Source organism: Asticcacaulis sp. YBE204 (assembly GCF_000495855.1).
Classification (GTDB): Bacteria; Pseudomonadota; Alphaproteobacteria; order Caulobacterales; family Caulobacteraceae; genus Asticcacaulis.
This window is the reverse complement of the sequence record NZ_AWGF01000001.1, coordinates 454,965-478,480: the sequence shown is the minus strand read 5'-3', so window position 1 is coordinate 478,480 and position 23,516 is coordinate 454,965. Positions and strand designations below refer to the sequence as shown.

At 62.1% G+C, this 23,516-nt stretch carries 19 protein-coding genes; 7 read left to right on the top strand and 12 right to left on the bottom strand.

The genetic code is table 11. The annotated features are described in order from the left end of the window. Genes AEYBE204_RS23085 through AEYBE204_RS23075 form a run of 3 tightly spaced genes read right to left on the bottom strand, consistent with a single transcriptional unit; the run spans position 1 to position 2,941 of the window. A complete protein-coding gene (locus AEYBE204_RS23085; protein WP_023460749.1) occupies positions 1 to 795 on the bottom strand; it encodes an SDR family NAD(P)-dependent oxidoreductase in 795 nt (264 codons plus the stop codon). Further along, positions 792 to 1,880: an aromatic ring-hydroxylating dioxygenase subunit alpha gene (locus AEYBE204_RS23080; RefSeq protein ID WP_023460748.1), complete on the bottom strand. Its 1,089-nt coding sequence runs from the start codon at positions 1,878 to 1,880 to the stop codon at positions 792 to 794. Before AEYBE204_RS23080 ends, AEYBE204_RS23085 begins: the two co-directional genes overlap by 4 nt. Then, positions 1,880 to 2,941, bottom strand: coding sequence for a ketoacyl-ACP synthase III (locus AEYBE204_RS23075; protein WP_023460747.1), 1,062 nt, complete (start codon positions 2,939 to 2,941; stop codon positions 1,880 to 1,882). The genes AEYBE204_RS23080 and AEYBE204_RS23075 overlap by 1 nt, the downstream gene beginning before the upstream one ends. 112 nt (positions 2,942 to 3,053) lie before the next feature. On the opposite strand from AEYBE204_RS23075, the gene AEYBE204_RS23070 reads away from it, so the two are divergent. The 4 genes from AEYBE204_RS23070 (at position 3,054) to AEYBE204_RS23055 (ending at position 6,232) form a co-directional block, all read left to right on the top strand. Beyond that, positions 3,054 to 3,275: a phosphopantetheine-binding protein gene (locus AEYBE204_RS23070; RefSeq protein WP_023460746.1), complete on the top strand. Its 222-nt coding sequence runs from the start codon at positions 3,054 to 3,056 to the stop codon at positions 3,273 to 3,275. Then, a complete protein-coding gene (locus AEYBE204_RS23065; protein WP_023460745.1) occupies positions 3,276 to 4,205 on the top strand; it encodes a hypothetical protein in 930 nt (309 codons plus the stop codon). It begins immediately after the preceding gene. Next, the gene (gene pseF / locus AEYBE204_RS23060; protein WP_023460744.1) at positions 4,202 to 4,891 is read left to right on the top strand and encodes a pseudaminic acid cytidylyltransferase; all 690 of its coding nucleotides are present in this window, start codon (positions 4,202 to 4,204) and stop codon (positions 4,889 to 4,891) included. Before AEYBE204_RS23065 ends, pseF begins: the two co-directional genes overlap by 4 nt. A 90-nt stretch (positions 4,892 to 4,981) precedes the next feature. Next, positions 4,982 to 6,232, top strand: coding sequence for an MFS transporter (locus AEYBE204_RS23055; protein ID WP_023460743.1), 1,251 nt, complete (start codon positions 4,982 to 4,984; stop codon positions 6,230 to 6,232). 177 nt (positions 6,233 to 6,409) lie between these two features. On the opposite strand, the gene AEYBE204_RS23050 is transcribed toward AEYBE204_RS23055, so the two are convergent. From AEYBE204_RS23050 to AEYBE204_RS23020, 7 genes are all read right to left on the bottom strand, one after another. Further along, positions 6,410 to 7,150 carry a phosphoadenylyl-sulfate reductase gene (locus AEYBE204_RS23050; RefSeq protein ID WP_023460742.1) on the bottom strand — a complete coding sequence of 247 codons (741 nt, stop codon included), beginning with the start codon at positions 7,148 to 7,150 and terminating at the stop codon, positions 6,410 to 6,412. A gap of 4 nt (positions 7,151 to 7,154) precedes the next feature. Continuing rightward, the gene (locus AEYBE204_RS23045) at positions 7,155 to 7,670 is read right to left on the bottom strand and encodes a DUF934 domain-containing protein (protein WP_023460741.1); all 516 of its coding nucleotides are present in this window, start codon (positions 7,668 to 7,670) and stop codon (positions 7,155 to 7,157) included. After that, positions 7,657 to 9,300 carry a nitrite/sulfite reductase gene (locus AEYBE204_RS23040; protein ID WP_023460740.1) on the bottom strand — a complete coding sequence of 548 codons (1,644 nt, stop codon included), beginning with the start codon at positions 9,298 to 9,300 and terminating at the stop codon, positions 7,657 to 7,659. The genes AEYBE204_RS23045 and AEYBE204_RS23040 overlap by 14 nt, the downstream gene beginning before the upstream one ends. Then, complete coding sequence (locus AEYBE204_RS23035) at positions 9,300 to 9,611, bottom strand: DUF2849 domain-containing protein (RefSeq protein ID WP_023460739.1); 312 nt, start codon at positions 9,609 to 9,611, stop codon at positions 9,300 to 9,302. Before AEYBE204_RS23035 ends, AEYBE204_RS23040 begins: the two co-directional genes overlap by 1 nt. Further along, positions 9,608 to 11,041, bottom strand: coding sequence for a siroheme synthase CysG (cysG, locus tag AEYBE204_RS23030; RefSeq protein ID WP_023460738.1), 1,434 nt, complete (start codon positions 11,039 to 11,041; stop codon positions 9,608 to 9,610). The genes AEYBE204_RS23035 and cysG overlap by 4 nt, the downstream gene beginning before the upstream one ends. A gap of 110 nt (positions 11,042 to 11,151) precedes the next feature. Then, positions 11,152 to 11,502, bottom strand: a complete 351-nt coding sequence (locus tag AEYBE204_RS23025) for a GFA family protein (RefSeq protein ID WP_023460737.1) — start codon at positions 11,500 to 11,502, stop codon at positions 11,152 to 11,154. 83 nt (positions 11,503 to 11,585) lie between these two features. After that, on the bottom strand, positions 11,586 to 12,500 hold the full coding sequence (locus AEYBE204_RS23020) for an Hsp33 family molecular chaperone HslO (protein WP_023460736.1): 915 nt from the start codon (positions 12,498 to 12,500) through the stop codon (positions 11,586 to 11,588). A gap of 218 nt (positions 12,501 to 12,718) precedes the next feature. Here AEYBE204_RS23020 and serA point away from each other — a divergent pair, with 218 nt between their 5' ends. Then, positions 12,719 to 14,644, top strand: a complete 1,926-nt coding sequence (gene serA, locus AEYBE204_RS40955; RefSeq protein WP_023460735.1) for a phosphoglycerate dehydrogenase — start codon at positions 12,719 to 12,721, stop codon at positions 14,642 to 14,644. 243 nt (positions 14,645 to 14,887) lie between these two features. Here serA and carB read toward each other — a convergent pair whose 3' ends face one another. Together carB and AEYBE204_RS23005 are read right to left on the bottom strand one after the other, a co-directional pair. After that, the gene (carB, locus tag AEYBE204_RS23010) at positions 14,888 to 18,187 is read right to left on the bottom strand and encodes a carbamoyl-phosphate synthase large subunit (protein ID WP_023460734.1); all 3,300 of its coding nucleotides are present in this window, start codon (positions 18,185 to 18,187) and stop codon (positions 14,888 to 14,890) included. Between the two features lie 410 nt (positions 18,188 to 18,597). Beyond that, complete coding sequence (locus AEYBE204_RS23005) at positions 18,598 to 19,095, bottom strand: PilZ domain-containing protein (RefSeq protein ID WP_155908184.1); 498 nt, start codon at positions 19,093 to 19,095, stop codon at positions 18,598 to 18,600. A gap of 455 nt (positions 19,096 to 19,550) precedes the next feature. Between AEYBE204_RS23005 and AEYBE204_RS23000 the strand changes: the two genes are divergently transcribed. Both AEYBE204_RS23000 and AEYBE204_RS22995 read left to right on the top strand, forming a co-directional pair. Beyond that, positions 19,551 to 21,371 carry a DEAD/DEAH box helicase gene (locus AEYBE204_RS23000; protein ID WP_023460732.1) on the top strand — a complete coding sequence of 607 codons (1,821 nt, stop codon included), beginning with the start codon at positions 19,551 to 19,553 and terminating at the stop codon, positions 21,369 to 21,371. 155 nt (positions 21,372 to 21,526) lie between these two features. Next, positions 21,527 to 23,473 (top strand): M1 family metallopeptidase, encoded by a 1,947-nt coding sequence (locus AEYBE204_RS22995; RefSeq protein WP_023460731.1) that lies wholly within the window; start codon positions 21,527 to 21,529, stop codon positions 23,471 to 23,473. Positions 23,474 to 23,516 lie beyond the last annotated feature (43 nt).

Here is a 23,516-nt window from a genome sequence, read left to right as displayed (position 1 = left end):
TCACGCCAGCAACCCGCCATCGACCGTTATGACGGAGCCGGTGATCCAGCGCGAGGTGTCGGCGAGCAGGAAGGCAATCGCGCCCGCCACATCGTCGGGCTGCCCAAGGCCCAGCGGGTGCATGTCGACCACACGCTGGAAATTGTCCTCGGACAGGACGGATTTGAAACGATCCGACATCGGCGTATCGACCAGGGCCGGGGCGACCGCATTAACGCGGATGCCGTCGCGGATCAGTTCGACGCCGAGCCCCTTGGTGGCGGAAATGATGCCGCCTTTCGACGCCGCATAGACCGAATTGCCCGGCGCGCATTTCAACGCCGAGGACGAGGAGACCAGCACCGCTGAGGCATTGGGGTGGTGGCAGGCTTTGAGCCGAAACGCCTGAAGCAGCATGAAGGCCGTTACCAGATTGGCGTTCAGCATCTCGGTCACATAGGCGAGATTGATCGCCTGAAGCGGACGGGTCGTCTGGATACCCGCACAGTGGGCCAATCCGTTGAGCGGTCCGTGATCGGCGCACAGCTGCTTCATCCACGCGGCGATCCTGTCGGCCTCACTAAGGTCGAAGGTCCTTCCCACATGGCTGTCACCGGAGAGTTGGTCGAGCGTCGTTTGCAGGCGTACTTCATCACGGCCCGTGGCGATGATCCGGGCACCAAGTTTCGACAGATAGACCGCCGTCGCCTGACCGATGCCGCTGGTCGCGCCGGTGACGAGGATGGTGCGACCTTCGAGCGACAGAGGGTTAAATGGCTCGCGCGATACGGCGGCATTCGGGGTCAGGTCGGTCATGCGATCACGCCTTTCATGCGAGCGGCATAGGCGCGCTGCAACTGTGCCGGACCGGCCTCCATCGCGCCCAGAACGGCGCGGCGCGGGGTCGGTGTATCGCGCGTGCCCTTATGCACCTGAGCGATGATATGCTCGTCGTCGGCACGGACGCTGGCGGTGAATTCACGCAGATTGTCGTGGATCAGGGCGCGCGCCGCGCCGCCGCGATTGGTGCCGATCCAGGCCGCCGTCTTGATCGTGAAACGGTCCTTATCGATCGGATCGAAGGTCTGAAACGTCAGGAAGGCGCCGTAGGAAAAGGTCAGGACGATGTTCGGGAAAATGACCGCGCTCATATAGCCCTGCCATTGATCAGAACGCTCGATTTTCAGCGCGCGGCAAGCATTGGCCCACCATTTCACCGACCGTTCCTTGAGTTCTCCGGTCGACGTCGCGTGTTCGCCTTCGGTGGTGATGCTGAGGTCGTTGTGCAGGATCAGGCTGAAATTATCGGCATGGACCAGCGGCACGTGATAGGCCTCGGCGGCATTGTCCATGGCCAGCTTCCAGTTACCCGACCACACGAAACGCTCGCTCTCGACGCGGTCGCTGCATAGTCCGCCCAGATGCGCCAGCATATCGTAATAGCTGCCGAGATAGTCGCGCAAGCTCATGCCGCCCAATTCCATCCGTACAAAGACGAAGTTACCAACGACTTCGACTTGGTAGGCATCGAGGCTCAGGGACGTCTTTTCCTCCGGTGTGAAACCGAAGCTTTGCCGCTCGAACGGAATACCGACCGGTGCGCCGTCCTTGCCGAAGGTCCAACCGTGATAGGGGCAGGTCAGGGGGCGATTGCCGCAGGCTTCGGTCTGGAGCCGCGAAAAACGGTGGGTACAGACGTTCCGGAACGCCCGCAATTCGCCCTTGAAGTTCTGCACGACGATGCCGTGCGGCCCGATGTCCGTGGTGATGAAGTCGTTCGGATTTTTCAGGTCTTCAGAAAAGCCGACGCACAGCCAGCTTGGGCGAAAGACACGGTCCATCTCCGCCGCGAACACGTCGTCGCGGTGATAGAGATCGGAGGTGACCGCGCCCATCTGCATCAGGTGTACTCGTCGATGACGGGTCGCACGGCGGGGTTCAGGGTCAGTTTCAGCGCCCCCCACGACCAGCCGACTCCGAAGCCCATCATGACCACCTGTTTCGGCGCGTCCAGCACATCAGCCAATGACGCGCACAGCGTCAGCGGGATCGAGGCCGAGGACGTATTGCCATAGCTTTCCATCGCCACCGGTACCTTGGCTTCCGGCAGGCCGGACTTCTTGCGCAGGTGGTTGAGCATGAAGGCATTGGCCTGATGGAACAGGACATAGTCGATATCGTCGACCGTCGCCTGTGATCGTTCAAGGATCGCCTTCATCAGCGGCGGCACGGCCTTGAGCGTGAAATTGAACACCTCGGCGCCGTTCAGGTGCAACCGCGCGGCCTTGTAGAGTTTCTCAGCGTCTTCGGGCGATAACGGTTCTTTCGGCGGCATGAGCGGCATCTTGGTGCCACCAGCCTCGATCAGGATATGCGGCGCGCCGGAACCGTCCGTGCCGAATACACCGTAGATGTCGTCGGCCTCGGCGTCGATTTCCAGCGCCGTAGCCGAACCGGCATCGCCGAACAGCGGCACGGTCGAGCGGTCGTCGGGCAGCAGCCGCGCCGAACTGACGTCTCCGGCCAGCAACAAGGCGCGCGCCGGTCGGCCTGCGACGGTGAAGGTTTTCAGCAAACTGGCCGCCGTCCACAGGCCGTAGGTATAGCCCGAACAGCCGAGATTGATGTCGAAGGCCAGACAGTTGCCGAGCCCCAGTCGCGTTTGCAGCACGCAGGCCGTCGCCGGGATCACATAGTCGGGATTTTGCGTGACGAGGATCAGCACGTCGATGCTGTCTTTCGCCCAACCCAGATCGGCGAGCAGGTTTTCGGCGGCACGACTGCACAGGTCCGAGGTCAGGACACCCGCAGGTGCAATACGGCGCGACAGGACGCCGATCGAACCCGTCAGACGTGCGCGTTCGGCCTCGTCCGGAATCAGGTCGTCTATGCCCCGGCTGTGCGCGGGCACGCAGGCGCGCACGCCGCGGATCGATACCCCCTGCAACACGCCGTCGGTCATGTGGACTCCACTAAAATTCGTGGTGTTAACCTTAGTTATCAAGTTTTAAGCAAATATTGACGAAAAGGCGATTCCATCTCTCTTAACAGTCGCCTTTGGAGAGTAAATCGTCATGGATAAACCTGCCTTCTTTGCCGCAGTAGCGGAAATCTTAGAGATCGATCCGACCGGTCTGACCGGTGAGGAAAAGGTGCGCGAGATCGGCAACTGGGACAGCCTGTCGGTCATCTCCTTCGTCGCCATGGTCGATTCCGACCTGGGCCACATCGTCGACGGCGAAAAGCTGAAAGACGCCGTGACGCTCAACGATCTGGCCGCCGTCGCGGGGCTTTAAGTGCCGGAGACGACCACCTTTGCCGAGCGCCTGAAAACGCGCGTGCCGTCGTGGTCGCACTTCCTTGCCCGCGCCCGCGCCGACGAGCGCAATATCGCCTACGACCTGCTACCTGCATTGGGGCTGAAAGGGCGTAAGCGATTGGCGAGTATCATCAGTGCCTTTCATCCGAAAACGCCCGGCCTCAAACCGTCGCCGGTGGCGCGATCCCTGTGCAAAGATTTGCGCCGCGACGGGTTCAGTGCCGTCCAGCCGCCGATCGCATCAAGCGTGCTGAACGACGTGGTCAGTTATTTCAAAGCGACGCCGTGCCACGATCCCTATCGTCCACACTTGGGTAAGTTTAGCTGGGATGCCGTGCCGTCGGACGAGGTCAATATCGGTTATTTCACCCCAGAAGAAGTGCTGCGCGCGCCGCACATGCTCGACCTGATGAACCGGCCCGATGTGCTGGCCGCCGCCGAGCTTTATCTGGGCGCCAGGCCGGTGCTCGACAATATCGGCTGTATGTGGTCGTGGCCGGGGCGCGACGTGTCGAAGGGTGTCCAGCGTTTCCACCGCGACTATGACTGCGTGCGCAATGTGAAGCTGTTTTACTACCTGACCGAGGTCGACCCAGAGTCCGGGCCGCACGTCTATGCCAAGGGCTCGCAGCGGTCGCGCATATTGGAAACCGGCAAGGCCCAGACCGACGAGGCGATCAGCGAAGCCTTCGGATCGGAAAACGTCGTGCGCATCACCGGCCCCGCCGGGTCGTGGTTCATGGAAGACGTCTATGGTTTCCACAAAGGCCTGTTGCCGGTGTCGAAACCGCGTCTGCTGCTGGCCCTCCAGTACAATCTCTACCCGTCGCCGCATTCGCCGAAAGCGCCGGTGATGGACAATCCCGGTGGATACGACCCCTATATCAACCGGGTGTTTCTGCGATGAGACGCGTGTGCATCATCCCGGCGCGCGGGGGCTCCAAACGCATCCCGCGCAAGAACATCAAGCCGTTTTTCGGCCAGCCCATGATCGCCTATTCGATCCGCGCCGCTTTAGAGACAGACCTGTTCGACCGCGTCATCGTCTCGACCGACGATGCCGAAATCGCCGAGGTGGCGCGGTCGTTCGGAGCGGAAACGCCCTTCGTGCGGCCGCCGGAACTGTCCAATGATCAGGCCGGGACCGGCGCGGTGATGATCCATGCGGCTAACTGGCTGACCGATCAGGGCGAGCGTCCCGATGCGCTATGTTGCGTCTATGCGACCGCGCCGTTTCTCACGTCCGCGCGCCTGATTGAAGGCTGGCAGGCCTTGCAGGGCAAGCGCTTTGCGTTCTCGGTGACGTCTTATGCTTTTCCGATCCAGCGCGCCTTGTACCGGACGTCCGACGGCGGGGTGGCGATGTTCCAGCCCGAACATCTGAGCACCCGGTCGCAGGATCTGACCGAGGCCTATCACGACGCGGCGCAGTTTTACTGGAGCTGGACCGAGGCGACGCTGAACGGCGAGAGCGTCTTTTCGCCGGACGCCGCCCCGGTCATCCTGCCGCGGACCGAGGTCGTCGATATCGACACGCCCGAAGACTGGGCCGTCGCCGAACAGCTTTATGCCGCGACCCGTCACAAATCGTGATTTACTGAACCCATAGTTTCCGAATTTACGATCCCGCTTCGGGCTGCTACAGAGACCGTGCTGTCTTTTGTGTGTGCAGCCGGAGTTCGCATGTCCCCTCCCCCCAAGATTAATCCCGGCGTGGTGCTGTTCGCGCTGGCCGTCGGTTCGTTCGCCATCGGCACGACCGAATTCGCCGCCATGAGCCTGTTGCCCTACTTCAGCCGGGGCCTGAATATCAGCGAGCCGGTCGCCGGACACGTGATCAGCGCCTATGCGCTGGGCGTCGTCGTGGGCGCACCGACCATCGCCATTCTGGCAGCGAAGCTGTCGCGGCGGACGCTGCTGATCGGCTTGATGATCGTCTTCGGCATCGCCAACGGCCTGAGCGCACTTGCGCCCGACTATCACACCATGCTGCTGTTCCGCTTCCTGAGCGGCCTGCCGCACGGGGCCTATTTCGGTGTTGCCGCCTTGGTTGGGGCGTCGCTGGTACCGAATGATAAACGCGCGCAGGCCGTGTCGCTGATCATGATCGGTCTGACGGTCGCCACCGTGATCGGGGTGCCCGCCGCCAATGCTTTGGGTCAGGCCATAGGCTGGCGCTGGGGCTTCGGCATCGTCGCCGGACTGGCCGCGCTGACGGTCTTGCTTATCGCGCTTTACGCCCCGCAGGACGTGCCGGATAAGGATTCCAGCCCTTTGCGTGAGCTGGGTGCGCTGAAAAAATCGCAGGTCTGGCTGACGCTCGGCATCGGCGCCATCGGCTTCGGCGGCATGTTCGCCGTCTATACCTACGTCGCCTCGACCCTGCTTGAGGTCACTCACGTCGCGCCCGCCATGGTGCCGGTGGTGTTGTGCATCTTCGGCATCGGCATGACGGCGGGGACCCTGTTCTGCGGCTGGGCGGCGGACAAGTCCCTGCCGCGGTCGCTGCAATCCATGTGGACAGTCCTGTCTCTGTCCAGCCAGCACAGCGCCCTGATGCCGATGGTCGCCGCCTGCCTGGCGTGGAGCGCCCTGTGCATGGTGTTGTTCGTTTTCGCCACGCCCTATCTGTGGGCCATGTGCGTCGTCGTCTTCATGATCGGCTGCGGCGGCGGGCTGGGGATCATGTTGCAGACGAGGCTGATGGACGTGGCCGGTGAAGCTCAGACGCTGGCCGCCGCATTGAATCATTCGGCCTTCAATACGGCCAATGCCTTGGGGCCTTATCTGGCAGGCATGGCCGTTGCCGCCGGTTATGGCTTTCCGTCGGCGGGTTGGGTCGGTTGCGCCCTGACGCTGGGCGGTCTGCTGATGTGGGTGGTTTCCGTGCTCAACGACCGCCGCAAGGGGTATGGGGTTGTGAGCGCTTCGTAAAACACTCCTCTCTGGCTATGCCGGGGAGGGGGACCGCGCCTGAAAGGCGTGGTGGTGGGGCATCTTACTTAACCCACTTTCCGCGCACTCAAAAGTAAGAACCCCCACCACCACATCTCAACGGCTTCGCCGTCTTGTGCGGTCCCCCTCCCCAACAAGTTGGGGAGGTGTAAGAATTCAGATTCCGCCGCCGTCATAGACGCTGAGGTGGATGCCGCACTCGGTCTTGTCCTGACCGGCCCAGCGACCCGCGCGCGCGTCTTGACCTTCTTCGACCGGCTTGGTGCAGGTGAAGCAACCGATCGACGGATAGCCCTGTTCGACCAGCGGATGCGGCGGCAGATTATGGGCGCGGATATAGTCGGCCACATCGACCGGCGACCAGTCGGCCAGCGGATTGATCTTGAAATTGCGCCCGTCGAATTCGACGATCTGCATGGCCTTGCGCGTCGCCGCCTGACCGCGTTTGCGGCCCGAAATCCACGCGGCATAGTCCTTGGTCACCGCCGCCAGAGGCTTCGTCTTGCGGATATCGCAGCAGGCGTCCGGATCGCTCTGGAACAGGACGTTTTTCGGGTCCAACGCCCGCACATCTTCCAAAGCCGGACGCAGATTGATCAGATTGGTCAACCCAAGCTGCGCCACCAGTTCGTCGCGATATTGCAGGGTCTGGAAGAAGTGCCGGTCGGTGTCGAGAAAGATCACCGGCGTCGTGCGGTCGATCTGCGCCACCAGATGCAGCAGCACCACGGCATCGGCCCCGAACGAGGAAGACAGAGCGATCTGTCCCACAAATTCGTGGTCGATGGCGTCGCGCAGGATCGACTCGGCGTTCCAGCCTTCGTATTTCGCACTGAGCATCCGGGCGCGTTCGTGCTCCGGCGTATCGGCAACCAGATTGTTGATCAGAACGGTCATGGCCTTAAAGCCCTGCTTCCTGCCGTAATTGCCACACCGGCTTGAGGTCGTCCGCCGCCGACTGATAGGCATAGTCGAACAGGCTCTTGGCGTGGGCGATGGCGCCCTGCGGGTCGGCGTCCTTGACAAGGAATTCATCGAAGCCGACGCGGATCATGTACAGCAACTGATCGCGCAACACGTCGCCGACGGCACGGATCGGGCCGGTAAAGCCTTCTTCGCGCAGGATACGGGCGGTCGAGTAGCCGCGCCCGTCGCGATAGCCGGGGAAGGCCACCTCGATCAGGGCGATCTTTTCGATGAACGGCAGCAGTTTGCGCACATCGTCCGCCGGATTGACGCGCACACCGTACTTGCCGTTCAGGCCGTCCAGTTCGTTAAGGGCGCGGTCGAAACCCAGCACGTTGGGTTCATCGACGCCGACGGTGTCTTCGTCGGCCAGCAGACGCCAGCCGTCGGGGATCAGGGTGCCGTCGGCGGCGACCAGTTTAGGTTCGTGTGCGGAATTAAGCGGGCTCATGCAAGGCTCCGGCAAAGGCTTCGCGGCCCAGACGGCCGACGGTGTCGATGAAGCGTTCGGACGCATCCGTACGCAGTTCGAGGTAAAGATTGACGACGCGTTCGATGGCAGCGGGCACGGCTTCCGCCGGCATACCCTTGCCGGTGATCGTGGCCAGAGCCGCCTTTTCGTCGGCCCGGCCGCCGAGCAGGATCTGATAGAATTCCTCGCCCTGCTTATCGACGCCGAGGATGCCGATATGGCCGACGTGGTGGTGCCCGCAGGCATTGATGCAGCCGGAAATCTTGATCTGAAGATCACCGATCTTGTCCGTATAGCCCGCGTCCTCGAAGCGCTTCGAGATATCCTGCGCCAGCGGGATCGAGCGGGCATTGGCCAGCGAGCAATAGTCGAGGCCGGGGCAGGCGATCATGTCGGTGATCTTGCCGACATTGGCCGAAGACAGACCGGTCTTATCCAGACGCTGATAGAGGTCGTAGAGGTCGGCCTTGGCCACGTGCGGCAGGATGACGTTCTGCTCGTGGCTGACGCGCAGTTCGGCGTAACCGTAATCGTCGGCGACGTCGGCCATGACGTCCATCTGTTCGGACGAGGCGTCGCCCGGCGGCAATCCGGTCGGCTTGAGCGAGATGGTCACCGAGACGTGGTCGTAGCGGCGGTGGGCCAGGGTATTGTTGCGCACCCAGCGGGCAAAGCCCGGATCGGCGGCTTTCGCGCGTTCCAGCGCGGCGGCGTCGAAGGCCTTGCTCGTATAGTCGGGCTCCGGGAAGAAGCTCTTGATACGGGCGATCTCGGCATAGGGCGCGTCGATCTTGGCCTGATCGAGCGAGGCCCATTCCTCTTCGACCTGACGCGCATATTCCTGCGGCCCCAGCGCCGAAACGAGGATCTTGATCCGCGCCTTGTAGATATTGTCGCGGCGGCCATAGCGGTTATAGACGCGCAGGGCGGCTTCGAGATAGCTGAGGAGCTTTTCACCGGGCACGCCCGACTTGATCAGGTGACCGAGGTGCGGCGTGCGGCCCATACCGCCGCCGACATAGACGTCGAAGCCGTTGGCGGTCAGTTGCAGGCCGATATCGTGGACGCGGATCGCCGCCCGGTCGCGCGTGGCGCCGGTGATGGCAATCTTGAACTTGCGCGGCAGGAAGGTGAATTCCGGGTGGAAGGTCGACCACTGACGGATCAGTTCGGCCCACGGGCGCGGATCGTCGATCTCGTCCTTCGCCGCCCCGGCGAACTGGTCGGTCGTGGTGTTGCGGATGCAGTTGCCGGAGGTCTGGATGGCGTGCATCTCGACCCTGGCCAGATCTTCGAGAATCTGCGGCGTGTCGGCCAGCTTGATCCAGTTGAACTGGATGTTCTGACGCGTCGTGAAGTGGCCGAAATCGCGGTCATAGGTCCGCGCGATGTGCGCAAAGGTGCGCATCTGGGCCGACGACAGGACGCCGTATGGCACGGCGATGCGCAGCATATAGGCGTGCAGTTGCAGGTACAGGCCGTTCATCAGGCGCAGGGGCTTGAACTGATCCTCGGACAGTTCACCGGCCAGACGGCGGGCAACCTGGTCCTTGAATTCGGCGTTGCGCGCGGCGACAACGGCGTGATCGAACTGATCGTAGACGTACATTAGAAGACTTCTCCACGGTTCTGGAGTTTGGCGGTATCGAGCGCCGTCTGGCCGATGGTCGGGCCGTTGGCGCGGACAAATTCACGGACGTATTCGCGCTTGACCAGCGTATTGTCGTCGACCAGCGGCACCAGATAGGGCGCGACCAGCAGGGTTTCGCGTGCCTTCCAGACGTCCAGAAGCGCCGTGGCGGCCTCGTCGTCCAGACGCGCGGCGTCGGCGGCGTTTTCCGTCCAGCCGTTCAGGTCGTCGCCGTCGCGATACCACAGGACCAGACCGTCGGTCAGGCGATTGGCAGTCAGTAGCTTCATAGGGAAATCCCGAGTTCAGGTGCAGTAGGGGTATAGAGGCTGGCCACTTCGCCGATCATCAGCAGGGCGGGGCCTTGCGGCGGGTCGGCGCGCAGGGCGTCGGGCAGCAGAGACAGACGGGTCAGTCTGCATTTCTCGTTCGGGCGGGTGCCGTTCTCGATGACCAGCACCGGTGTCTGCGGATCGCGACCGTGCGCCGTCAGCTTGTCCGAAATGGTCTGGGCCGTATGGACGCCCATATAGACGGCCAGCGTATGATTCTTCGCCGCCAGACGATCCCAGTCCAGTTGCAGAGGATTGTGATCGAATTCCCCGTCATTTTTAGTGGTCGCGCCCTCGCTTCCGAAAACCGCTTCGCACTTTTCGGCGGGCGCTTGTGCGTGACCGGTAATAAAGCTGACACTCTGGGCATGATCACGGTGCGTCAGCGGCACGCCGCTTGACGCCGCACAGCCCAGCGCCGCCGTGATCCCTGGCGTGATATGGACCTCGATCCCGGCGGCTTTCAGGGCCTCAACCTCTTCGCCGCCACGCCCGAAGACGAACGGATCGCCGCCCTTGAGGCGCACGACGCGCTTACCAAGACGGGCCTGTTCGACCAGCAAGGCGTGGATCTGATCCTGCGGCACCGAATGGTTCGAGCGCGCCTTGCCGACATAGAAGCGCTCACAGTCGCGGCGCGCCATGTCCATGATCCCGTCACCGACCAGCCGGTCATAGACGATGACATCGGCCTCGCTGAGGAGCCGTAGCGCCTTCAGTGTCAGCAGTTCCGGATCGCCCGGACCCGCCCCGACCAGATGCACGACGCCCGTGCGCGGTTGCGGGTTTTGAATATCCTTGCGCGCCAGTTCCAGCGCCGCCTCGACCTTACCCTCGCGCGCCAGACGGGCGGCGGGCGAGTCGAGCACCGCTTCCCACACGCGGCGGCGGTCATCGACATTGGCAAAGGCTTCGCGCAGAGACGGGCTCAGGCGCGTCGCGAAATCGGCAAGGAAAGCTTCCGATGGCGGCACGGCGGCTTCGATCTTGCGGCGCGTTTCGCGGGCCAGAACCGGAGCCGTTCCGCCGGTGGCGACGCCGATGCTTAAAGAGCCACGGTCGATGATCGCCGGGATATGGAAGTCGCCAAGATCCGGGAAATCAACGACATTGACGGGCAGGTGCGCCGCGCGCGCCAGAGCGGCCCCGCGTTCAGCCTTAGACCGGTCATCGAAGGCGACGATCACCAGCGTCGCGCCGTGCAGGTCTTCAACCTCCGGCCAGCGCGCTTCGGTCTCTATGTCGAAGGTCCCGCCATCCGGCGTATAGACGCTTAAGCTGGCCGGAGTCCGGCGCAGCAGGGTCAGCTTACGCGCAAGCCAGTCCCCCGCCCCGATCAGGACGACGCGACGGCCTTCCAGCGGCCAGGACAGCGGCAATGCGAGCATAAGAAAACCACGGCAAAAAGGGGCGCTACCGGCCCCATTGGCCGTCTTCTAGTCCTTCACCCGCTCTAAGGAAAGCGATGGTTTGTCACCGAAGGGTTTAGAGAGGCTAACTACTTGGATGCCCCGTCCCATTTGGTGATTTTCAAGGCGTCGAGATCGATGTCCGGCATACAGCGCAGGTTGACCGCGGTCATTTCAGACCCGTCCCTGTTCTTGCCTTCGCTGAACGGCGCGATACCGCAAGTGCTGCAAAAGTAGTGGTTCAGGACGTGGTGATTGAACTGGTACATCGACAGGTCGTCGCGCGAGCTATTCAGCCGAAAGGCATCGCGCGAAATAAACGACAACAATCCGCCGCGCCGCCGACAAAGCGAACAGTTGCAATCCAGCCCTTCGCTGAAATCGCCCTCGACTTCGAAGGCAATCTTCCCGCAATGGCAGCTTCCCTGATGGATGGTCATAATTACGCCTCCGGTGGTCCGATCACACGACCAAAGCCGGAGACGCGTAAAAAAGGAATGCGGAACGCCCTGCGACGCTTTGTTTACGGTGCGACGTAGTAGGTTTTCGAGCAGTATTCGCAGGTGATGTGGACCTGACCGTCGGCCTCGACCATGTCTTCCTGATCGGCGGCGGGGAAGGATTTGACCAGATCCTCGACGCGCTCCTGCGAACAGCGGCACTGTTGCGCGATCGGCTTGGGCGGCGACAGGCGCACGCCGTCCTCATGGAACAGACGATAGAGCAGACGTTCGGCGTCGATATCGAAATCGGTCAGTTCGTCTTCGCCCAGCGTGGCGAACAGGGCGCGGATATGCTCGAAGGCTTCCTTCGTGTCGCCGCGCGAGTCGTCGCCCGCCGTGGCCTGAATCATCGCCCCACCGGCGCGCCATTGGCCGTCCACATGCGACACGGCCAGCTTGATCTGGGTCGGCACCTGTTCAGACTGAGCGAAATAATATTCCGCGCACAGCGACAGGCTGTCGCCCTCGATCGGCGTCACGCCCTGATAACGGTCGCCAAGGCCCGAGGCGGCGTCAGGCTCCAGCGTCATGATGAAGGTGCCCTTGCCGAGTAGTTGCATGGCCCCCAGCGACTGGAAGCTGCCTGCATTGGCGGCCTGAAGCGCGGTCAGTTCGCCCTCGTCGTAACGGCAGAAGCCGCGCAGGGTGCCGCGCGTGTCGTAATCGGCCACGACGTAACGTACCGGCCCGCCGCCTTCGTCGGGACGGCCCTGCGCCTGCATGATCAGGCGCCCGTCGAATTTCAGCGCCGAACCGACCAGAACGGCCAGCACGCAGGCCTCACCCAGAAGCGTCGCTACCGGCTCCGGATAGTCGTGCGCATCGAGGATGCGGTTAAGGGTCTCGTCCAGCCGCACCAGCCGGCCATGCACCGGCAGGGTGTCGATCACGAAACGGGCGGCATAGTCCTGCGAGGGCAAGGTCGTGGCGGTCATAAGGTAATTCACACAAGATAAAGTCAAGTTGCGCAGATAGTTTCAGGCTTGACGAGTTTCAAGACATCATTTCAAGAGTTAGCCAGCTTAAACCATCGCATCAGTATAAAAAAGCCGCACCAAAGGCAAATAATGACAAACGCGGTTGTCTTGCGGGGGCTTTTGGCTTAATCGCCAACGCGACTTTTCTCCCCCTGTTATTATATGCGGACGCGTTCATGCACATGGCTCCCTCCAGCGCAAACCTCGCCACTCTCGTCCTCGATTTCGACTCGACCTTCACCAAGGTCGAGGCGCTCGACGTCCTTGCCGAACAGTTGTTTTCGTCCGATCCGGCGCGCCTGACGGACCTGAACGCGATCAAGGAGCTGACCGAACTGGCCATGTCGGGCGAGATCGGCTTCGGCGAGGCCCTGCAAAAGCGCATCCAGATCCTGAAGCCGTCGCGCGAGGACATCGCCGGTCTGGCCGAGACTTTGAAGCAGCAGGTGTCGGACTCGATCGGCCGGAACCTCAAGGTGTTTCAGGAACATCCCGGCAAGATCCGCATCATCTCCGGCGGCTTCCATGAATTTATCGAGCCGGTCGTCGCCGACTACGGCATCAAGGCCGAACACGTGCTGGCCAACCGTCTGATCTTCGACGACAACGGCATCGCTACGGGCGTCGAGCAGGACAATCCCCTGTCGAAGGACGGCGGCAAGATCATCGCCTTGCAATCGTGGGCGGTCAGCGGTCAGGTCGTCATGATCGGCGACGGCTGGACCGATTTCGAGGTCTTCAAGGGCGGCGGCGCGGATCGCTTCTACGCCTTCGTCGAAAACATCAGCCGTGAAAAGGTCGTCGCCGCCACCACCGGCAACGAAGCGACTCAGGTCGCGGCCTCGTTCGACGAAGTGCTGCATAACGAAGGCTATGAAGGTCGCTACTCCTTCCCGCGTTCGCGCATGAAGATGCTGATGCTGGAAAACGTCCACCCGGTCGCCATCGCGCACTTCCGCGAAGAAGGCTACGACGTTTCGACCCTGAAAGGCGCGCTCGACGAAGACGCCCTGATCGAGGCGATTCAGGGCGTGCATGTGCTCGGCATCCGCTCGAAAACCAATGTCACTGCCAAAGTGCTGGACGCCGCCGACAAGCTGATGGCCATCGGGGCTTTCTGCATCGGCACCAACCAGATCGACCTCAAGGCCGCCTCGGCCAAGGGTGTGGCGGTATTCAACGCCCCCTATTCCAACACGCGTTCCGTGGTGGAAATGGTCATGGGCCTGACGGTCGTCCTGACACGGAATATCTATAACAAGTCGATCCAGATGCACACCGGCAAGTGGGACAAGTCGGCCACCGGCGCGCACGAGGTCCGCAACAAGACCATCGGCATCATCGGCTATGGTGCCATCGGTTCGCAGCTCTCGGTCCTGGCCGAAGCCTTTGGTATGCGCGTCATCTATTACGACGTCGCCGAAAAGCTGACCATGGGCAATGCGAAACGCTATCGCTCGCTCGACGCGCTTCTGGCCGAGGCCGATGTCGTGTCGCTGCACGTCGATGGCCGCGCCGAGAACAAGAACATCTTCGGCAGGGCGCAGTTCGCGAAGATGAAGGACGGCGCGTTGTTCATCAACCTGTCGCGCGGTCACGTCGTCGATATCGAGGCCCTGGCCGAGGCGATCAGGTCGAAGAAAATCTACGGCGCGGGCGTCGATGTTTTCCCGGAAGAGCCGCGCACCAATGACGATCCGTTCGACAGCCCGCTGATGGGGCTGGACAATGTCATCCTGTCGCCGCACATCGGTGGCTCGACCGAAGAGGCGCAGGAAGCCATCGGGGAATTTGCCTCCGAGCGTCTGCTGAACTTCATCAGCCGCGGCGACACGACCTTCAGCGTCAACATGCCGAACGTGCAGTTGTCCGAGGTCGAGGGCCGTCACCGCTTCCTGCACATCCATAAGAACGTGCCGGGCGTCATGGCCTCGATCAACCAGATCATGGCGAAATATAACCTCAACATCCTGGCCCAGCACCTCAAGACGAACGAGCAACTGGGTTATGTGATCGTCGATGTCGATCGTGGTTATTCCAAGGAAGCCTTGGATGAACTGCGCGCGGTGAATGGCACGCTAAAGTTCAGGTCGTTGGTGTAAGCACAGTGGAAGCGTATTTTAGGCTTCTTATCGTCCCTGCCTAATGCCGTAGGAAATAGCGTGTCTTGCGACGGGTACGACACCCACGTCGTAAGCAAGCGCGCCAACCGCACGTCACATCGACGGTAGGCTTTTGGGGTCATCTGGCCCCCCAAAAGCCCTCCACGCCGACAATCATCCCAATTTTTGGGTGCGCTTAACTCATATCTTTGCCTCATCAAAGGGCAAAGATATGAGAGGGGTTTAAGCATACGTCTGAATGGAACGCACGTCGAAGCCATCTTTGGCACCTGCCGCGATGGCGCGGACGGCAGCCACGGCCCCGTTGGCGGTGGTGTAGTAGGGCACTTTCGACATCAGGGCCGTGCGGCGGATCGAGAACGAGTCGAGGATGGCCTGCTTGCCTTCGGTGGTGTTGAAGACCAGCGCGATTTCGCCGTTTTTGATGGCGTCCTGAATGTTCGGACGGCCTTCGAGCACCTTTTTGATCGTCTCGACGCTGACGCCGTGCTGGGCCAGATAGTCGGCGGTACCGGACGTCGCGCAGACGGCAAAGCCGAGGCCGAGCAGGGTGCGGATCGATTCGACGATCAGCGGCTTGTCCTGATCCTTGACGGAGACGAAGACCTTACCGGCGGTCGGCAGTTGCACCCCGGCGCCCTGCTGCGATTTGGCAAAGGCGCGCGAGAAGGCGTCGATCATCTCTTCGCCGTCGCGGACCCAGTCAAGGCCCATGACTTCGCCGGTCGAACGCATCTCAGGGCCAAGCACCGTGTCGACATTGGCGAAGCGCGCGAACGGGAAGACAGCTTCCTTGACGGCGACGTGCTTATAGTCGCGCGCGGTCAGGCCGAACTCGGCCAGCGGCGTGTCGGCCATGACCTTGGCGGCGATGGCGGCCAGCGGCTGACCCAGCGTCTTGGCCACGAACGGCACGGTGCGCGAGGCGCGCGGATTGACTTCAAGGACGTAGATCTTCGGATCTGTATAGGGGTTCATGATGGCGAACTGCACGTTCATCAGGCCCTTGACCTTGAGCGCCTTGGCCAGTTCGACCGTCTGGCGCTCCAGTTCCTTGACCGTCTCCGGCTTCAGCGAGAAGGGCGGCAGCGAACAGGCCGAGTCGCCCGAATGGACGCCCGCTTCTTCGATATGTTCCATGATCCCGGCGACAAACACGTCACCCGAACCGTCAGCCAGCGCGTCGGCATCGACCTCGATGGCCGCCGAGAGATACTGGTCGATCAGGACCGGCGAGTCGCCCGACACCTGTACGGCTTCGCGCACGTAGCGGGTCAGTTGCTCGTCGTCGCGGATGATCTCCATGGCGCGGCCCCCCAGCACGTAGGACGGGCGAATGACGATGGGGTAGCCGACTTCGTGAGCGGCCTTGAAGGCCTCTTCCGGGGTGCGGGCGATGGCGTTGACCGGCTGGGTCAGGCCGATGTCGCGCAGCAGGTGCTGGAAGCGCTCGCGGTCTTCGGCCAGGTCGATGGCGTCCGGCGAGGTGCCGAGGATGGGGATGCCTTCGTCTTCCAGCGCCTGCGCCAGTTTCAGCGGCGTCTGGCCGCCGAACTGCACGACCACGCCGGCCAGTTCACCGGTCGATTGTTCGACGGCAATCAGCTCCAGCACGTCTTCGGCGGTCAGGGGTTCGAAATAGAGGCGGTCCGACGTGTCGTAGTCGGTCGAGACGGTTTCCGGGTTGCAGTTGACCATGATCGCCTCGATGCCCATGTCCTTGAAGGCAAAGGCGGCGTGGCAGCAGCAATAGTCGAACTCAATGCCCTGACCGATCCGGTTTGGGCCGCCGCCGAGGATGATGGCCTTCTTGCGATTGGTGGGCTCAGCTTCGTTTTCCGGGACTTGACCCAGAGCGCCCGACTCGTAGGTCGAATACATATAGGCGGTCGATGAGGCGAATTCGGCGGCGCAGGTGTCGATGCGCTTGAACACCGGACGTACGTCGAGGCCGCGACGGTGGGCGCGAACCTCCTTTTCGGTCGCACCGGTCAGCTTGGCCAGACGCACGTCGGAGAAGCCGAGCGCCTTAAGGGTGCGCAGTTCGTGCGCGGTTGTGGGCAGGCCCAGTGCGCCGATGCGCGATTCTTCGGCGACGATGGTTTCGATCTGACGCAGGAACCACGGCTCATACATACAGGCGGCGTTGATTTCCTCGACCGACAGGCCGTGGCGGAAGGCCTGGGCGATGACGCGCAGGCGGTCCGGCGTCGGACGGCCCAGTTCGCGCACGACGGCGTCCTTGATGCCCTGCGTGTCGGTGGCTGTCTTGACGCCCGCGATCTCGACCTCGTCGAAGCCCGACAGGCCGGTTTCCAGCCCGCGCAGGGCCTTTTGCACCGACTCGGCAAAGGTGCGGCCGATGGCCATGACTTCGCCGACCGACTTCATCGAGGTGCCGAGCAGGGGCTCGGAGCCGGGGTACTTTTCAAACGCGAAACGCGGGATCTTGGTGACGACGTAGTCGATCGACGGCTCGAACGAGGCCGGGGTGACCTTGGTGATGTCGTTGGTCAGTTCGTCGAGCGTATAGCCGACGGCCAGCTTGGCGGCGATCTTGGCGATCGGGAAGCCGGTGGCCTTCGAGGCCAGCGCCGAGGAGCGCGACACGCGCGGGTTCATCTCGATGACGATCATGCGGCCATCGGCGGGGTTGAGCGCGAACTGCACGTTCGAGCCGCCGGTTTCGACGCCGATCTCACGTAGCACAGCCAGCGAGGCCGAGCGCATGATCTGGTATTCCTTGTCGGTCAGGGTCAGGGCCGGTGCGACCGTGATCGAGTCGCCGGTGTGGACGCCCATCGGGTCGACGTTCTCGATCGAGCAGACGATGATGCAGTTGTCCGCCTTATCGCGGACGACTTCCATTTCGTATTCCTTCCAGCCGACGATCGATTCCTCGATCAGGACTTCGGTGGTCGGCGACAGGTCGAGACCGCGCAGGACGATCTCCTTGAACTCTTCCTGATTGTAGGCGATGCCGCCGCCGGTCCCGGCCAGCGTGAACGACGGGCGGATGACGGCGGGCAGGCCGCCGATGGCCTTGAGGCCCTCGACCGCTTCGTCCCAGGTGTGGGCGACGGCGGAGCGGGCCGATTCGAGGCCCAGCTTGTCCATCGCGTCACGGAACTTCTGACGGTCTTCGGCCTTGTCGATGACCTCGGCCTTGGCGCCGATCATTTCGACACTGTACTTTTTCAGCACGCCCGACGCGTCGAGCGCCAGCGCCGTGTTGAGCGCCGTCTGACCGCCCATGGTCGGCAGCAGCGCGTCCGGGCGCTCCTTGGCGATGATTTTTTCGACGAATTCCGGCGTAATCGGCTCGATATAGGTCGCGTCGGCCACGTTTGGATCGGTCATGATCGTGGCGGGGTTGGAGTTGACGAGGACGATGCGGTAGCCCTCTTCGCGCAGAGCCTTACAGGCCTGCACGCCGGAATAGTCGAACTCGCAGGCCTGACCGATGACGATAGGACCCGCGCCGATAATCAGGATGGTCTTGATGTCTGTACGCTTGGGCATGGTCTCTCGGTCTTTCGTTGTCTTTAGGCTGCGCGTATCCCGCGCGCGGTAAGTTTTCGGGCAGCGCGCAAGGCGCGGCTGTCCGGTGAGGGTGTGAGCCGTTAAGCTCTCATTATATTTTCAGGCTAAGCGGGTGCTTTAGAGGCTTAGGGCAAGGGATGCAAGTGCGAATTTGAACATCTTTTCCCTCATGCAAAAACGCCACAGAACCACCTCCCCGTACTTCAGTTCGGGGAGGTGGACCGCGCCCGAAGGACGTGATGGTGATTATATTGCCGTGGTCAAACGGAAACCGACGATGACGGAAGCCCCCACCACACCGGGCCACGTCGTGGCTCGAACGGTTCCGTCGCTTGCGAAAGTTTTACTTTCGCTGGTGCTAAACCCCGATAGCCTGGAGATATAAAAGGTTAGTCCAGAAAGAACACGTCGTCTTCAACGGGCGGTTCCGGGTCGAGACCGGCCAGTGTGCGCCATGCCTTATACACCGCCTCAGGCACCCGCGCCGGACGCGCCGCCGCTGGATCGAGGCGTTGCAGGAAGCTGAATTTCAGCCCCATCTTCGAGGTCATCGACCACGCCGCCGTGCCGCATTTGACCATGTGCGTCTTGATGTCGATAAGCCAGATTTCCGCCGGGACTTCGGGCAGGGATTCGAAAATCACCTGCGCGCCCGACGCGCTCTGGTTCAGCACCCGGCACGATACCTGCGCCTGACTAGGCAGCAGGAACAGCGTCGCGGAGTCATTACAGTCGAAGCGCGGTTCGGACCGGCGGTTGCTGAACTGCGCATAGGGCTGGATGATCTCGACACCGGGACGCGGCGAGGAAATCCCGGCAATCGGGTTCGGCACAGGACTAGAGGGACGAGCGGCGGGAGACGCCTCTCGTCCGGTGAGCGCGGTCATGACGGGACGTTTCCCTGTATGTGAGTTGCGCCGATCATAGTTATGTGAGGTTGATAAAACGTGCATGTATCTTCAGAAATAAGAGGGCAGTGCAAAAGGTTTTACGCAAAAAGACGGCTCAAATGACGGATGATCGTGAAAGGACTCTTTACGGCGCTTGACTTTTCCACCGTCTTGCGTCATACGGCCCTTCTTCGCGTCTGCACACAGATGCGAACGTCCTTCTGGACCTATCTGGCCGCGTGAGGAAAGGCATCCATTTCGCCCTTCCGCCAGACTTTAACTGATGACAGATGCGCCACCGATCGGCGCTTGATAATCTTTAAAAATAAAACCGAGAGCTAAGACACGCGCTGGCCTCACCCGAAACCGCCCGCTTCTCAATTCCTGAGATCGGGCCAATGGGTGTTGTGCGCGCTTTAGCGTCCGCGCCCCTATTATGAAAGCGCAAGCTCTTGACGACCTTTAAAGACCTCGGCCTGTCCCCCAGCCTGCTGGCCACCCTCGACAAAGAGGGCTATCACACCCCTACCCCCATTCAGGCGCAAGCCATCCCGGCCCTGCTGAACGGTCAGGACCTGCTGGGCATCGCCCAGACCGGCACCGGCAAGACGGCGGCCTTCGCCCTGCCGATCCTGCACCACGTTCTGTCGAACCGCATCATCGCCGCCCCCAAGACCTGCCGCGTGCTGGTCCTGTCGCCGACGCGCGAACTGGCGACCCAGATCGCCGACAGCTTCAAGGCCTATTCGCGCGGCTTCGGTCTGCAAATCGCCACCATCTTCGGCGGCGTGAAGTACGGCCCGCAATACAAGGCTCTGTCGCAGGGCATCGACATTCTGGTGGCGACGCCGGGCCGTCTGATGGACCACCTGGAACAAAAGACCATCGATCTGCGTTCGGTCGAATTCTTCGTCCTCGACGAAGCCGATCAGATGCTCGACCTTGGCTTCGTCAAGCCGATCCGTCAGGTCGCCAGCCGTATGCCGGCCAAGCGTCAGAACCTGTTCTTCTCGGCGACCATGCCGAAGGAAATCGGCCTGCTGGCCGGTGAGCTTCTGACCAACCCCAAGCGCGTCGAAATCACGCCGGAAGCCACGACGGCCGAGCGCGTCGACCAAAGCGTCATCTTCGTCGAATCCCTGCGCAAGCGCGCCCTGCTCAGCGAACTGTACGCCGAAGACAAGCTGAGCCGCACGCTGGTCTTCACGCGCACCAAGCGCTCTGCCGACCGCGTCGCCGCCTATTTGCAAGCCGGTGGCGTCGAAGCCGCCGCCATCCACGGCGACAAGAACCAGTCGCAGCGTGAACGCGCCCTGCAAGCCTTCAAGGCCGGTAAGGTCCGTGCCCTGGTCGCCACCGACATCGCCGCCCGCGGCATCGACGTCGACAACGTCACTCACGTCATCAACTACGAACTGCCGTTCGGTCCGGAAGCCTATGTCCACCGCATCGGTCGTACCGCCCGCGCCGGTCGCGAAGGCTTCGCCATCACGCTGGTCTCGGACGACGAGCGCAAGCTGCTGAAGGACATCGAGCGCATCACCCGTCAGCGCATCCCGTCCTTCGACCGCCGCAAGGATCAGGCCCTCAAGCTGCTCGACGAAGCGATCCTCGCCTCGGGTCAGACCGAAAAGCCGAAGACGCCGGATCGCGTCAAGGAAGCCCGTCACAGCGATCCGGACGCCGAGCGCGTGCATAAGCGTTCGCGTAATCGGCCCGGTAAAGACATGGGTCGCAATAACTCCGACACCCCGCGCGACGGTGCCCGTGCCGAGTTCACGCCGCGTGAAGATCGTGGCGACCGTCCGGCAGGCAAGAAGAACGCCTTCGGTGACCGCAGCGCGCGCCAAGACCGCAACATGGACCGCAACGGCGGTCGGGGTGGCCGTCCGGAACGCGCCGAGCGTACCGAACGCTACGATCCGATGGCTGCCGAGCGTCCCGCCGCCACTCCGCGTCCGGAATTCGGCGATCGCCCCCGCTTCGACCGTGCCGATAAGCCGCGCGGCGACAAGCCCCGCTTCGACAAACCGAAAGGCGACCGTCCCTTCGCCAAAAAGGATGGCGCCCGCGCCGACTCGCGTTTCTTCGAAGACCGTCCGGCACGCCCCGCCGGCGAACGCAAGACGGTTGGCGAGCGCAAGTTCGGTGACCGCAAGCCCTTCAGCGGCGGCGGCAAAAAGACCAATACCAAGCCGCGCGCTCACCACTCCGAGCCCGTCGGCGACCGTTCGGAAGGCGCGCAACTGAAGCGCCGTTCGCGCAACGGTTAATTCCACTGCCAAACGACACGAAGGGGCTGCCGGAAACGGCGGCCCCTTTTGCGTGCATCCGGTTGCATTTTAACGATTGTGAATGTAGCTAATATTCAGTTTAATCAGATTTCTTCCGGTCGGGAAACATTTCGGCGGGCGTGATGGGGACAGTCATGAAAGTTTTGGGCCAGTCGGTCATTTGGCCGCGCCGTATATGGGCTGCACTCGGACTTGCAACGGCGCTGGCCGGGGGCCTGACGCTGATGGCCTGTCAGCCGAAAGCGGTCGAACCCGCCGCTGAAAATTCCGAAGTCCTGACTCTGGTGCGCAATGCCGCCGACGTCCATTCCTACGCCCAGCCGAACGTCGCCCGCGTCCGCCACGTCGATCTCAACCTGACCGCCGACTTCAAGGCCAAGGTGCTGAAAGGCACGGCCGCCCTGACGCTGGAGACCGATCCCGCCGCCAAACAGGTCATACTCGACATCAAGGCGCTGGACATTCAGGGCGTCACCGACGCGTCGGGCGCGGCACTGAAATATACGGTCGGCAAGGCTCATCCCATCTTCGGCAGCCCCCTGACCATCGAACTGCCGCAAGGCGCACAAAAGGTCGTGGTCCATTATCAGACAACCGACAAGACAACCGCCCTGCAATGGCTCAGCCCGTCGCAAACCGAGGGCAAGGTTCACCCGTTCCTGTTCTCGCAGGGTCAGTCGATTCTGACGCGTAGCTGGATTCCGACGCAGGACTCCCCCGCCGTGCGCCAGACCTATACGGCGACCATTCTGGTGCCGAAGGAACTGACCGCGGTGATGAGCGCCGAAATGCTCACCCCCAAGGGTGAGGCAGTCGATGGTCAGCCCGCCCTCAAGGCCTATCGCTTCAAGATGGACGCGGCGATCCCGCCCTATCTGATCGCGCTGGCCATCGGCGATATCGACTTCCGTTCGACGGGCAAACGTACCGGCGTCTATGCCGAACGCGCCATGGTCGAACGTTCCGCCGCCGAACTGGAAGACCTCGAAAAGTTCGTCAGTGCCGCCGAAAAAATCTACGGCCCCTATCGCTGGGGCCGCTACGACGTGCTGGTCCTGCCGCCGTCCTTCCCGTTCGGCGGCATGGAAAACCCGCGCCTGACCTTCGCCACCCCGACCATTCTGGCGGGTGACAAGTCGCTGGTCTCGCTGATCGCGCACGAACTGGCCCATTCGTGGTCGGGCAACCTCGTCACCAACGCGACCTGGGACGATTTCTGGCTCAACGAAGGCTTCACCACCTATTTCGAAAACCGCATCATGGAAGAGGTCTATGGCAAGGACCGCGCCCTGATGCTGCAAAGCCTCGGCTATTCGAGCCTCGAAGGCGAACTGGCGTCGATCAAGGAACCGGGCCTGCAACAACTGCACACCGACCTCAAGAACCGCGATCCGGACGACGGGTTCTCGGACGTGCCTTATGAGAAGGGCGCCGCTTTCCTGCGTCTGCTGGAACAGACCTTCGGCCGCAAACGCTTCGACGCCTATCTCAAGGGCTATTTCCAGCGCTACGCCTTCAAGGGCATGACGACGGAAGGCTTCGTCGCCGACATGCGCGAGAACCTGTTCAAGGGCGAGGTCGGCATCGAAGACCGCCTGAAACTGAATGAGTGGCTATATAAGCCGGGCCTGCCGTCGAACGCCGTCAAGCCGGTGTCGGACGCCTTTGCCAAGGTCGATGCCCAGGTGGAGGCCTTCAAGAGCGGTACGCCGGCCAAGGATTTGCAGACCGGCGAATGGGTGACGCAGGAATGGCAGCGCTTCCTTGAGGAACTGCCGCAGGACCTGACCGAGGCGCAGTTGAAAGATCTCGACGCGACCTTCGGCTTCACCACGACGCACAATTCGGAAATCCTGTTCGACTGGCTGAAAATCGCCATTGCGCACCATTACGAACCGGCCATGCAGCCGCTCGAAGCCTTCCTGACCTCGCAAGGTCGGCGCAAGTTCGTCAAACCGCTTTACGAAGACCTGATGGCGCAACCGGGCTGGGGCGTCGATATGGCCAAGCGCGTCTATGCGACGGCGCGACCGCTCTATCACGAGGTCACGCGTTCAACGGTGGACGGTATCGTGAAGTAACAGAAGATGGTTTGAAAACTATCATCTCATCTTCCTCCCTCCT